This window comes from Kaistella sp. (assembly GCF_049588135.1).
GTDB lineage: Bacteria > Bacteroidota > Bacteroidia > Flavobacteriales > Weeksellaceae > Kaistella.
This window is the reverse complement of the sequence record NZ_JBAVFG010000001.1, coordinates 1-12,321: the sequence shown is the minus strand read 5'-3', so window position 1 is coordinate 12,321 and position 12,321 is coordinate 1. Positions and strand designations below refer to the sequence as shown.

General features: G+C 34.1%; 12 protein-coding genes. 5 read left to right on the top strand and 7 right to left on the bottom strand.

Translation table 11 applies throughout. The annotated features are described in order from the left end of the window. The coding region (locus tag WBY99_RS00060) for a toprim domain-containing protein (protein WP_423974323.1) at positions 1-765 on the top strand (765 nt) is incomplete at its 5' end. A 96-nt stretch (positions 766-861) separates the two neighbouring features. Continuing rightward, positions 862-3,447 carry a DNA gyrase/topoisomerase IV subunit A gene (locus WBY99_RS00055; protein WP_423974322.1) on the top strand — a complete coding sequence of 862 codons (2,586 nt, stop codon included), beginning with the start codon at positions 862-864 and terminating at the stop codon, positions 3,445-3,447. A 129-nt stretch (positions 3,448-3,576) separates the two neighbouring features. Here the strand turns inward: WBY99_RS00055 and WBY99_RS00050 are convergent, their stop codons facing one another. After that, a complete protein-coding gene (locus WBY99_RS00050; RefSeq protein ID WP_423974321.1) occupies positions 3,577-6,132 on the bottom strand; it encodes a BamA/TamA family outer membrane protein in 2,556 nt (851 codons plus the stop codon). Here WBY99_RS00050 and WBY99_RS00045 point away from each other — a divergent pair. Beyond that, positions 6,118-6,846, top strand: coding sequence for an RNA methyltransferase (locus WBY99_RS00045; protein WP_423974320.1), 729 nt, complete (start codon positions 6,118-6,120; stop codon positions 6,844-6,846). The genes WBY99_RS00050 and WBY99_RS00045 overlap by 15 nt on opposite strands. A 31-nt stretch (positions 6,847-6,877) precedes the next feature. Here WBY99_RS00045 and WBY99_RS00040 read toward each other — a convergent pair whose 3' ends face one another. From WBY99_RS00040 to porQ, 5 genes are all read right to left on the bottom strand, one after another. Next, the gene (locus WBY99_RS00040; protein ID WP_423974319.1) at positions 6,878-7,375 is read right to left on the bottom strand and encodes a phosphoribosyl-ATP pyrophosphatase; all 498 of its coding nucleotides are present in this window, start codon (positions 7,373-7,375) and stop codon (positions 6,878-6,880) included. Positions 7,376-7,377: 2 nt separating this feature from the next. Then, positions 7,378-7,686, bottom strand: a complete 309-nt coding sequence (locus WBY99_RS00035; protein ID WP_423974318.1) for a phage holin family protein — start codon at positions 7,684-7,686, stop codon at positions 7,378-7,380. Between the two features lie 78 nt (positions 7,687-7,764). After that, a complete protein-coding gene (locus tag WBY99_RS00030) occupies positions 7,765-8,148 on the bottom strand; it encodes a YtxH domain-containing protein (protein ID WP_423974317.1) in 384 nt (127 codons plus the stop codon). Between the two features lie 108 nt (positions 8,149-8,256). Next, positions 8,257-8,931, bottom strand: a complete 675-nt coding sequence (gene cmk, locus WBY99_RS00025) for a (d)CMP kinase (RefSeq protein ID WP_423974316.1) — start codon at positions 8,929-8,931, stop codon at positions 8,257-8,259. Between the two features lie 94 nt (positions 8,932-9,025). Beyond that, positions 9,026-10,024 (bottom strand): type IX secretion system protein PorQ, encoded by a 999-nt coding sequence (gene porQ, locus WBY99_RS00020; RefSeq protein WP_423974315.1) that lies wholly within the window; start codon positions 10,022-10,024, stop codon positions 9,026-9,028. 136 nt (positions 10,025-10,160) lie between these two features. Here porQ and pyrH point away from each other — a divergent pair, with 136 nt between their 5' ends. Both pyrH and frr read left to right on the top strand, forming a co-directional pair. Continuing rightward, positions 10,161-10,868 carry a UMP kinase gene (pyrH, locus tag WBY99_RS00015; RefSeq protein WP_423974314.1) on the top strand — a complete coding sequence of 236 codons (708 nt, stop codon included), beginning with the start codon at positions 10,161-10,163 and terminating at the stop codon, positions 10,866-10,868. Positions 10,869-10,931: 63 nt separating this feature from the next. Next, a complete protein-coding gene (frr, locus tag WBY99_RS00010; RefSeq protein ID WP_423974313.1) occupies positions 10,932-11,486 on the top strand; it encodes a ribosome recycling factor in 555 nt (184 codons plus the stop codon). 103 nt (positions 11,487-11,589) lie between these two features. On the opposite strand, the gene WBY99_RS00005 is transcribed toward frr, so the two are convergent. Then, entirely contained in the window at positions 11,590-12,243 is a 654-nt protein-coding gene (locus tag WBY99_RS00005; protein WP_423974312.1) for an NAD(P)H-binding protein, read from the bottom strand. Positions 12,244-12,321 lie beyond the last annotated feature (78 nt).

Genomic DNA, 12,321 nt, shown 5'->3' with positions numbered 1-12,321 from the left:
GCGAGAGAGAGAGCAAAAAAAGTGTCGCTTCATAATAAAAAATTACGGGATTGCCGACAGCATTATAATGATCAAAAAGCTTTAAGAAAAGCCGAAACCATGATTTTTATTACCGAAGGAGATTCTGCATCGGGATCGATCACCAAATCCAGAGATGTAGAAACGCAATCTGTATTTTCATTAAAAGGAAAACCATTGAATTGTTATGGTTTAACGAAACGGGTGGTTTATGAAAACGAAGAATTCAATTATTTACAGGCAGCTTTAAATATTGAAGATTCTTTAGAAGATTTGCGTTACAATCACGTGATCATTGCAACTGATGCCGATGTTGACGGAATGCATATTCGGTTATTAATGATTACTTTTTTCCTTCAATTTTTCCCTGATTTAATTAAGAATGGACATCTTTATATTTTGCAAACACCTTTATTCAGAGTGAGAAATAAGAAAGAAACCAGATATTGTTATTCAGAAGTTGAAAGAATTAAAGCCTTACAGGATTTAGGAAAAAATCCTGAAATCACCCGATTTAAAGGACTTGGAGAAATCTCCCCCGATGAATTTAAACATTTTATCGGAAAAGATATTCGTTTAGAACCTGTGGTTATAGGAAAAGATCAAACCATTGATCAACTGTTGGAATTCTACATGGGTAAAAATACACCAGACCGACAACTATTTATTCTGGATAATCTAGTGGTAGAAGATCCTGATATCGATAAAAAGGAAATATTAGTAGACGCTGAGTCGGAAGTTAATTAGGAAAAAATGAGATTAAATATTAGAAATGACTTAAAAATTTCCCTCAGTAAAGTCATTAGTAATAATACAAGAACAAAAGAGAGAGCATATTAGTTGATGGAAGAGCAAGAAAATCACCAAGAAGAATCCCTGAGAAAAGTTTCTGGTCTGTACAAAGACTGGTTTTTAGATTACGCATCTTATGTAATTTTAGACCGTGCAATTCCTTCTATTTTTGATGGATTCAAACCCGTGCAAAGAAGAATCATGCACTCAATGCGTGAGTTGGAAGACGGCAGATATAACAAAGTTGCCAATGTGGTAGGAAATACCATGAAGTACCATCCACACGGAGATGCGTCGATTACTGATGCCATGGTGCAAATCGGGCAAAAAGAATTATTGATCGATACGCAAGGAAACTGGGGAAATATTTTTACCGGAGATTCTGCAGCAGCAGCAAGATATATTGAAGCACGATTAACGCCTTTTGCTTTAGAAGTCGTCTTCAATCCTAAAACCACAGAATGGGCTAAATCCTATGACGGCAGAAACAATGAACCTATTGATTTACCCGTTAAGTTTCCACTGCTTTTAGCCTCAGGAGTTGAGGGAATTGGAGTAGGACTTTCTACCAAGATCATGCCTCACAATTTCAATGAATTAATTGATGCTTCTATCGCACATTTAAAAGGAAAGAAATTTCAGATTTTTCCAGATTTTATTACGGGCGGAATGCTCGATGTTTCTAATTATAACGATGGCGAACGTGGCGGAAGAATCCGTGCCAGAGCCAGAATTATTCAGAAAGATAAAAATACGCTTTGTATTACTGAACTTCCTTTCGGAAAAAACACCAGCGATTTAATTGATTCTGTTATTAAAGCCAATGAAAAAGGCAAAATCAAAATAAAGAAAATTGAAGACAATACTTCAGATAAAGTTGAAATCAATATTCATTTAAATAATGATGTTTCGCCAGATAAAACCATTGATGCATTGTATGCTTTTACCGATTGCGAAATTCCGATTTCTCCCAATGCTTGTGTGATTGTTGGCAATAAACCGATGTTCCTGAACGTTTCGGAAATTCTGAGACAAAATACCGATCACACCGTTTCTTTACTTAAAAAAGAACTCCAAATAGAATTGCATGAGTTACAGGAAAACTGGCATTTTTCTTCTTTGGAAAGAATTTTTATCGAGAATAGAATTTACCACGATATCGAAGAAGTAAAATCTTGGGATGAAGTGATTGTAACGATTGACAAAGGATTGAAACCGCACACCAAGCATTTATTAAGAGCGGTAACCGAAGAAGATATTTTAAGATTAACTGAAATTCGAATTAAAAGAATCTCTCGTTTCGATTTAGATAAATTCAAAGAAAATATTCTTGCTCTCGAAGGAAAAATCGAGCAGGTAAAATATAATTTAGAACATTTGATTCCGTACTCGATCGACTATTATGTAAATATTCAAAAAAAATACGGCAAAGGAAAAGAACGAAGAACAGAGCTAAGGATTTTCGATACCATCGATGCTTCGAAAGTTGCAGTAGCTAACGAGAAATTCTATGTTAATTGGGAAGAAGGTTTCGTTGGAACTTCCCTTAAAAAAGACGAATATTTATTTGACTGTTCCGATATCGACGATATTATTACCTTCCAAAAAGATGGTACCATGAAAGTCGTAAAAGTAGAAGCGAAAACTTTTATCGGTAAGAATATTCAACACGTTGCGATTTGGAAAAAAAACGATAAACGCACGGTTTACAATATGATTTACCGTGAAGGTAGAGACGGTCCCTATTATATGAAACGTTTTTCTGTAACTGGTGTTACCCGAAATACCGACTACAAATTAGCTTCTGATAAGAAAGGGTCTGAAATGTTATACTTCTCCGCAAATCCTAATGGTGAAGCCGAGAAAGTAACCGTTTTATTAAAACCAAATGCCCGCGTTAGAAAAAATAAAATTGATATCGATTTCTCAGAATTGGCGATTAAAGGTCGTGATTCCAAAGGGAATGTGGTTACCAAATATATCGTAAAAAAAGTTGATTTAAAAGAAGAAGGGCACTCGACTTTGGCTCCGAGAAGAATTTGGTTTGATGATACCGTGCGAAGATTAAATGCCGATGCGAGAGGAACTTTATTGGGAACTTTCAAAGGGGATGACAAAATATTAATCGTCAATGCTCATGGTGAAGCCAAGTTGGTGAGTTTCGAATTAAGCAATCGTTTCGATGACGAATATTTAATCCTCGAAAAATGGAAACCGGAGCAACCGATTACCTGTATTTATTTTGACGGTGAAAAGCAGATTTATTTTATTAAAAGATTCTTGCTGGAGAATACGACGAATGTTCAGAGTTTCATGCCGTCAGATCATCAGAAATCTTTTGTGGAAAACATCTTGGTTGCCAATAATGCCACGGCAGAAATAATCTTTGGTAAAGATAAAGGCAAAGAGAAAGATCCAGAAACCATTAATATCGATGAATTCATTGCGGTAAAAGGAATTAAAGCAATTGGTAATCAATTTATTAAAGATAAGGTGAAGTCGATAAATATTACAATTCCCGAACCTGAAGAAGAAATTATTGAAATACCTGATTCATTAGAAAATCATGAAAATCATGAAAATGAAGATGTTCCAGAAGAAGGAACTATTGGAGATTTATTTGGTTCAGATCAATAACAACGATTATTCAAGACAAGAAAAAGACGCTTCATCGAGCGTCTTTTTTTCGTTTCTAAAATACTTTAAGTTAATAAATCTGGTTCTCAACTTACCTTGATTTCTTTCAAATAAATTTATCATTAACCTTTAGAAAGGATATCCGAAAGCGAAATTAATCACTGGTTTCCAAGTGTCTCCAAATACCCATCGGTTTCCTAAAGGCTGATTCGGATCATATACTTTATAAGCTGCATCTAATCGCAAGGTAATATAAGCGATATTGATCCTTAAACCAATACCAGTACCAACTCCCATTTGAGAAATAAATTTGTTAAATTTAAATTGATCGCCAAAACCACTATCTTTTAAACTCCAGATATTTCCAGCATCCACGAAAGCAGCACCTTCAAACATATCGGTAAATGGCATTCGGTATTCGATATTGGTCGTGAGTTTCACATTGTCCATCACATAAGAACGAACTCTTTCATCAAGTTGAGAATCTGCCGGACCCAGACCTCCGAAAACTCGCCAAGCACGAATGTCATTAGAACCACCATTAAAATAAGATCTTACGAAAGGCATTGTAGATGAATTGCCATACGGAATCCCGATTCCTATAAATTGTCTTAGCGCAAGAGTTTGTTTCTCATTATTAAAGGTGAAATATTTTCTTACATCAAAATCAAATTTCACAAATTGAGAGTAGGGAATATTGAAAATGGTGCGGGAAGGACCAGAAACAATTCCATCATCTTTTCTACTGCTATTGAATATACTGAAAATATTTCCTGCAAACTCAAATTTACCATTAAAATAGAATGGATTAGAATGGTCTTTTTTTCCGATTTCATTATAAATAAAATTATAAATCATCGAAGAAATAAGAATATCTTGTGTCTGTCGATCTTTATTAATCAAAGATTGCAGAAAGTTGTTTAGTGAGGAAAGCTGATCGCCAGTTAGCGATGCCTGAAAGCTTTTGTCATCAACAATCATGGTTGATAAATTATCTGAACTTATATTTCCGGCAATGAAATCTTGATATAAAGTTGGGGAATAAATTTGAAACATTTGATTTCGAACTTCTGCATCCTGTGGAAAAAAATCATAATAGCGATCTTTATTTCTGGTTAAACTTAATTGCGTATTAAAAACCGAAAGTCGGTGAGAAACAATATCATTGGCATTGGCAAAATAATTTAAACCTGCGTTAAAGCCAATTCGTCCCAATCCTATATTATCTTGAATTGATGTTCCCAAAGCAATCGAAGAAGTAGGCGAGTATCTTTTGGGAATTAATTTCCAGGTTTTAAAAGGAAGCAATAACCGCGGAAAATTCAAAGATGCTTGTGCTGAAATTTCATATGCTAAACTTCGCTTGTTTGGATCCTTGGAGTCCGTCACCGAACCAAAAATACCGGAAAGACTTGTCGTTAGATTTTCTGCGCCTCCAAAAACATTTCGGGTGGTAAGGTCGATAGAGGGAGAAATACCAAAATTTAAAATTTGAGAGTAATTAATATCGGTTGCAATTTTAAAATCATACTTTGGCAATGGTGCAAGATAATAGGTTACATCTAAAATACTGTCTTTACGAACGAAAGGGTATTCACGAAGAACACTGAAATTATTCATCGCTGCAATATTTCTCTTCGTTAAATCCAAATTCCTTTGATCATAAACTTCACCAGGTCCCAAAATAATTGGTCGCCACAATGCCATGGTTTTGTATTGATTATCGAGTTTGTAAAAATTAATCCCTCTCAATGAATCTTTTGTTGTAACCAGGGTATCTGCTAGCTTTTCCACCAGATGAACTTTCACATCGCCAATGGTGGTAATCTTGTAACGAGAATCTACAGAATCTTTATGAATATCCATGGTCAACGGAACATTTTTTCTGCTATGTAAAGTATCTGCGGTGAAATATATTTCTTCATTAGAATTATTGAATTTGTAATAACCACGGTCTTTCATCAAATCATTAATCCTTTTTACTTCTTTTTCTAAAACTGCCTGATCCAATACTTTTTTTCCACGAACTAAACTTTTAGCAAGATTTTGTTCATAAATATTTTTAATGGCAGGATCAGGAATATTATAATAGTAATCGCTTATATAAGTTGGGTCTTTATGCGTAATCAAATAATTGATCTGTGCTTTTTTTGCGGAAGAATCTAGATTTTGGGTGAATTTTACATCAGTATCCCAATATCCTTTATATATTAAGAATTTACGCACGGAAGTTGCGCTCTGTTCCGTTTTAGCTTGGTCTAAAATAACTGGAGGTTGCCCAATATTTTGTAAAAACCTTGCAGAGAAAAGACGTTTTCCCACATATTCTGGATGTTTGAATTTTACAAAAAGTGAATCCCGAAGTTTTTGATTCCTCATCTCATTAGGATAAGTCATATATTCTGCAAGAATAGAATCGTATTTAGGATTCGTTGCATTGTACATCCACAACCCAACGGGTAAAATAAAAAGTTCTTTTTTATTCGGCTTCTGACCCACATGACTTTCTACTTCATCATCATGTATTTTTCCATCTTCATATTTAAAATTATTTTTGGTCAAAAGAAACTCGCCATCAGGAACTTTTCTTGTTGTACTACAAGCGTACAAAAAAAGAATAGTGATTGCAGATGAAAAAAATAAGTAATACTTTTGAAAATATTTTGAAAAATGCTTACCGCTCATAAAATAAAAATTTTACAGTCTCTTGATAAAAAGAAGTTCAGACAAAAATACAATTTGTTTTTGGTTGAAGGTAATAAAACGATTAAAGAAATACCAACTTCGAAATACAAAATCGATGAAATCTATTCTGTAAATCCTGCTGAATTATCGATTGGAAATCTTGTTGCAACAGAAATCTCATCCACAGATTTAAAGAAAATAAGTTTTTTACAACATCCGAAAGATTCGGTTGCGGTCTGTGCACTTAAAGAAGAATTATTGGTAGAAGAAACAGGCGTGCAATTAATTTTAGATGGCATTCAGGATCCTGGGAATTTAGGAACGATTATTCGGTTGGCAGATTGGTTTGGGATTTCGCAAATCATTTGTAGTGAAGATACTGCGGATTTTTATAATCCAAAAGTTATTCAGGCAAGTATGGGATCTTTTCTTCGGGTAAATATCGTTTATCAAGATTTAGAAAAATATCTTTCTATCAATAGCCATCCAATTATCGGAACTGATATGGATGGCGCCAATTTCTATAATTTCGAATTTCCTAGCCAATTTAATTTAGTTCTAGGGAATGAAGGAAACGGAATTCGCCCTGAAATCGAAGACTTATTAACAGACAAAATTACGATTCCGCGTTTTGGGAAATCACAATCTACAGAAAGTTTAAATGTTTCTATGGCGGCAGGAATTATCTTAGGTCAAATTTTCGGACAAAAATAAAAGTCGGAATAATCATCCGACTTTGCTTTTTTTAGATCAATTGTTCGAAACTCGAAGTTGTTTTAGATTTTTCATATTGTTCCAATTTTTTACGAACAAATCGAAGTGCAATTGGAGCCAAATAGATAAGCGCTAAACCGATCATTTTTTTCTTCCAGCTTTTATTGTAAAGACTTTTTCGGGCGTAATTTCCGACGAAACTTACTGCACCTATTTTCATTGCATTTTCCATGACACTCATTCCAGTATCACTTTTTGCAAAACCATAAACAGTATTTTTACTGAGCAGTGAATCTTTAATCGAACCAGAAATCTCTTTAACAATTTGATTGGTATTTAATGAAATTTTGGTTTCTCCTTCTTTAGTGGTATCTTGTTGCAGATATTTATCGGTAAACCCATGAGTTAAAGCACTTAAACTTTCTTTGGTATTGTCGAAGGTTAGAAGTTCTTCTAACTCAGAAACCTCTTTTTTAAGCAATGCTTTCTTTCTTCTAAGTTCCTCCAAACTGTTGTATTTCGTGCTCATCTTTAGGAATTTATAAATTTAATAATTTTATCGGCTATGGTGTTTTTAATCGCATTTCGGGTTGCAAAAGTGATTAAGAAAATCAGTAAATAAAACCCTGCCATAATCAAAATTCCGTAGGCGTAATTACCTAACCAAGAGCCAATGAGTAAACCCAAACCAATATTAACGAGGATGATGAAGAATAATGCTGCAACAGCTGCTAATAGAAGATAGGTTAAAGTCCCCACGGTGACAGATGATTTTTCGGTCATCTCCATTTTGAGCAGATCTATTTTTTTGGAGGCAAATTCTTTTACAATGTCTACCATAATATTTTTTTTAAAGTTACAAAAAAAGGAACTTAATTAAAGTTCCTTTTTATTTTTAGGAATAATTTGAAGACTAAATTAAGACTTCATTCCGTCTAATTCATTTTCTACATCAGCTACCACTTCTTTGGTTTTGGCAACTGCCTGATCTTTGTATTTATCATAGCCATCTCGTACTGTATTTACTACTCTGTCAGCAGTTTCTTTAAATTGAGATGAAAATGTACCATACTGTTCTTTTACTTTACCAGATACGTCTTCATATTGTTCTTTTGCTTTTTCAGAAACTTTACCATATTGATCAATTGCTTGATCTTTCAAATCATTCGCCTTACTCTTAATTTTTTTTCTTGTTTCTGCACCTTCTTCTGGAGCGTAAAGCATTCCTAGAACAACACCTGCTGCTGCGCCAGCTAATAGACCTGCTAATACACTTGCTGTATTATTTCCTTTTTTTGACATCTTAGTTTGTTATTTAATAGTTAATAAATCTTCTGTACTGGATTTTTCCGTCTCTTCTAAAGTTACAATTAATATACCAAATAAAAAAGTTATTGCCTTAAGTTTTGGTTAAAAGTCTTTTAAATATGATAAAATTAAATCTATGGTTTCGTTTTTTGTAAAATCTGAATTATCAATCACAATTGCATTTTCGGCTTTTTTCAAAGGGGCAACCTCTCTTTCACTGTCGGTTTTATCTCTTGAGATTAAATTTTCTCTTACGGTATTTTCGTCGGTTTCAATACCTAAATTTTGCAATTCCAAAAAGCGTCTTTTGGTACGTTCTTCTACACTTGCGGTCAAAAAAAACTTAAAATCGGCAGTGGGCAAAATTACAGTTCCGATATCTCTGCCATCCATAATCACTCCTCCTTTTTCTGCCATTTCTCTTTGAGCATCGAGTAGGAAATCACGAACTTCTTTTTGGCTTGCAATTAAACTTACGTTTTGTGAGATTTCATTCGTTCGAATTTCTGTAGAGATATCATTTCCATTAAGGAACATTACGAGCTCTCGATCGACGGGTTTAAATTCAAGTTCTATTTCATTAAATCTGTTAAAGAGTTCTTGCAAGTTTATTTCACCATCTACCCCCCTACAATTGTTGAGCGCAAAATAGGTAATCCCACGATAAAGTGCACCAGTATCCAAATGGACTAAACCGAGTTTTTGAGCAATGATTTTAGAAATCGAACTTTTGCCGGTAGAAGAGTAGCCGTCGATAGCAATTACAGGTTTTCTCATAAGGCAAATTTCCTGAAAATTTTCGGAGAAACAAAATAAATCAGTGTTGTTTGATCGACAATCGATAATGGTGTTCTTTAATGAAAGAAAATTTTTATCTTCTATTCCCCGAAACTTCAATTAAATCGAGTGTTAATCCCAACATATTAACATTAGAAGCATTATGATATCTCACATGTGCATAATCAAATCGGAAACTAGAAATCTTTATTCCAAAACCAGCAGACAATCCTGTAAAGCTTCTTTGATCCAAAACAGCCAATTCATTTCCGCGTCTTACGTTATATCCAAATCGAATATTAAAGGCTTGTTCAGGGAAAAGCTCCGCACCTAACGAAAAATGATCTACCAATTTTCGACTCCAATTAATTTCTTGACCGTTATTATCTACATTCTGGGAAATATTGAGTTTCTGTAAATCGTGCGCAGTAATGGTAAATGCCAAAGGAAATTCATCCAAAATTCTGGTATATCCTAAATCTACGCGAAAAGCAACATCCTCACGAAGACCATTAAATGATTTGAATTGATAACCAAAATTACGAAAAACCAAAGCTAAAGTTTCTCGGCTTTGGGTGTTATGATAAGTAATTCCCGCTGTTCCAACAACAGCCATTGAGGTGTAACTATCTATTTTTGAAGTGATGAAATTAGCACCACCAGCAATTGTAAAATCTTCATCAAATTGGTAAGCGTAAGAAAGTCCCAATGAAGCATCCATCGCACCAAATTGACCATTGATTTCTGCACTTTCATCGGTTCTTGGCATTTTGCCGTAATCCATATATCGGGCATTAAAACCAATGAGATGACCTTCTTTTAAATCTTTTACATAACTAATGGTTCCATATTGTGAATCTGCAAGATAAGAAGCGTAGTTGATAGAGACCATCTGATCTTGATCTAAATTCATTAAACCTGGATTAATCGCAGCGAAACTTACATCGAAATCGCGGATAGAAATAGCGTCACCTCCTAAAGCAGCTTGCCTTGCGGAACCAGGAATATTCAGAAACGGATAAATATTCGTCCCTTCCTGAGCAGATAATAAGCCAGCAAATAATAACGCAGAAACAACAGTAATTTTTCTCAAAATGATATATAAGGATGCAAAAATAATTTAATTAAGTACTTTTCAAAAATAATTTCGGGGTAAATATAATTCTATTAACGAAATTATTTGCGTTTCCTTATATTTGCACTGTAAAAAAAGTAATAAAATTGTAAAAATGAAATACGAACGAATTCTTCTAAAATTAAGTGGCGAGGCATTAATGGGAAACCGACAATACGGAATCGATAATGACCGATTGAAAGAATATGCCGCAGAAATTAAAAAAGTAGTTGATATAGGTTGCCAAGTAGCAATTGTTATCGGTGGCGGAAATATCTTTAGAGGTCTTGCCGGTGCGGCTACAGGAATGGATAGAGTTCAGGGTGATTATATGGGAATGCTGGCAACCGTAATTAATGGAATGGCGCTACAAGGTGCATTGGAAGATGCAGGAATTTTTACCCGTTTGCAAAGTGCCATCGAAATGGACAAAGTGGCAGAACCCTTTATTAAAAGAAAAGCAGTTCGCCATTTAGAAAAAGGAAGAGTGGTAATTTTCGGTGCGGGTACTGGCAATCCTTACTTTACAACCGATACCGCAGCGACTTTGCGTGCTATCGAAATCGATGCTGACGTGATCTTAAAAGGAACAAGAGTCGATGGAATATATGATTCTGATCCTGAGAAAAATTCTGATGCGGTGAAATATCATTCATTAACTTATAGTGAAGTTTATGAAAAAGATTTGAAAGTAATGGATATGACGGCTTTCACTTTAAGTAGAGAAAATAATTTACCAATCATTGTTTTTGATATGAATAAAGAAGGCAATCTTCTAAAAGTTGTTCAAGGTGAAACGATTGGAACTTTAGTGAATTTATAAAAAAAATTAATACTATTTTTGAGTACTTCATTTTAATTAATAAAAAAAGAAATTTAAGATATAATGGAAGAATTAGAACTTATTGTAGGAATGGTCAAGCAGGAAATGGATGCAGCCATTAAACATTTGGAACATGCTTTTCAGAAAATTAGAGCCGGACGTGCTTCTACAACAATGGTACAAGACGTTATGGTAGAATATTACGGAGCACCAACGCCACTGAGCCAAGTTGCCAACGTGATGATTCCAGATGCGATGACGATATCAATTCAACCTTGGGACAGAACTGCAATTGGAGCAATCGAAAAAGCGATTATTAATTCAAACCTTGGTTTTGCGCCTTCGAATAACGGGGACAATATCATTTTGAATGTCCCACCATTAACGGAAGAAAGAAGACGTGAATTGGCAAAACAAGCGAAATCAGAAGCAGAATCAACCAAGATTGTAGTGCGAAATGCAAGACAAGATGGGATGAAAGAACTCCGCAAATTAGACGGTATTTCTGAAGATTTAATTAAAGATGAAGAAGCAAAAATCCAAGTGCTTACAGATAAATATATCAAAATGTGCGACGATCACTTCAAAGTGAAAGAAGTAGAGATTATGAAAGTATAATCTTTTTTGATTTTAAAGTAAAAAAGCCGTTTTATTATTTTTGAAATGGCTTTTTCGTTTTTTAATTATATGATTTTGAAAATTTTATGATTAAGTCATACAACTAGTTGTGTTGCTCCGCAAAACTGAAAATACCTCCTAATTTAATTGTAGAATAACCATTCGATTTTATTTTTGAAGCATTAATCATTGCATGGGCGAGAATGCTAGTAGAGATAGGTTTTTGGCTTTTTAATATTCCAAATTTATTTACGAATTTAATCACCTTAATGCCAACGACTTCACCAAATCGATCAGAGCATTTTCGCTCTAACATTCCTGGTTGAAAAATCGTAAACTTATTAAAATGCAAGTCTTTTATTTTTTGCTCTAACGCTCCTTTAATTCTGGAATAGAACAGTTTCGAGTTTGGATTTGCACCATAAGCAGAAACCAAAATAAAATCTTCAATATTATTTTCCTTGGCTATTTTAGCAAAATTATATTGATAATCAAAATCCACTTTTTTTTGTGCTTCCTTACTACCAGCCGCCTTCAAAGTGGTACCTAAACATGAAAATGCAACATCGCCTTTTACTAAATATTTCCATTCCTCAGGTTTTTCGAACTCGATGATGTGGACTTTAAGTTTTGAATGATTCATTTGCAAAGGTTTTCGAACAAACACATGAACTTCTTCAAAATCAATATCTTGTAGTAATTGCTCAACTAAATCTTTTCCAGTGGCACCAGTTGCGCCAATGACTAATCCTATCATAATTTTTGTATTGAAGTAATTTTACGCCGCTTAATTTGTTCTATAAATGTATTAAATTTGCGTTGAATCTAAATCATT

Coding starts and splice junctions, on each gene's coding strand:
- WBY99_RS00040 (WP_423974319.1), bottom strand. CDS start 7,375: ATGAGCACGAAATACAACAGTTTGGAGGAACTTAGAAGAAAGAAAGCA.
- WBY99_RS00005 (WP_423974312.1), bottom strand. CDS start 12,243: ATGATAGGATTAGTCATTGGCGCAACTGGTGCCACTGGAAAAGATTTA.
- WBY99_RS00055 (WP_423974322.1), top strand. CDS start 862: ATGGAAGAGCAAGAAAATCACCAAGAAGAATCCCTGAGAAAAGTTTCT.
- WBY99_RS00050 (WP_423974321.1), bottom strand. CDS start 6,132: ATGAGCGGTAAGCATTTTTCAAAATATTTTCAAAAGTATTACTTATTT.
- frr (WP_423974313.1), top strand. CDS start 10,932: ATGGAAGAATTAGAACTTATTGTAGGAATGGTCAAGCAGGAAATGGAT.
- pyrH (WP_423974314.1), top strand. CDS start 10,161: ATGAAATACGAACGAATTCTTCTAAAATTAAGTGGCGAGGCATTAATG.
- WBY99_RS00030 (WP_423974317.1), bottom strand. CDS start 8,148: ATGTCAAAAAAAGGAAATAATACAGCAAGTGTATTAGCAGGTCTATTA.
- WBY99_RS00035 (WP_423974318.1), bottom strand. CDS start 7,686: ATGGTAGACATTGTAAAAGAATTTGCCTCCAAAAAAATAGATCTGCTC.
- WBY99_RS00045 (WP_423974320.1), top strand. CDS start 6,118: ATGCTTACCGCTCATAAAATAAAAATTTTACAGTCTCTTGATAAAAAG.
- cmk (WP_423974316.1), bottom strand. CDS start 8,931: ATGAGAAAACCTGTAATTGCTATCGACGGCTACTCTTCTACCGGCAAA.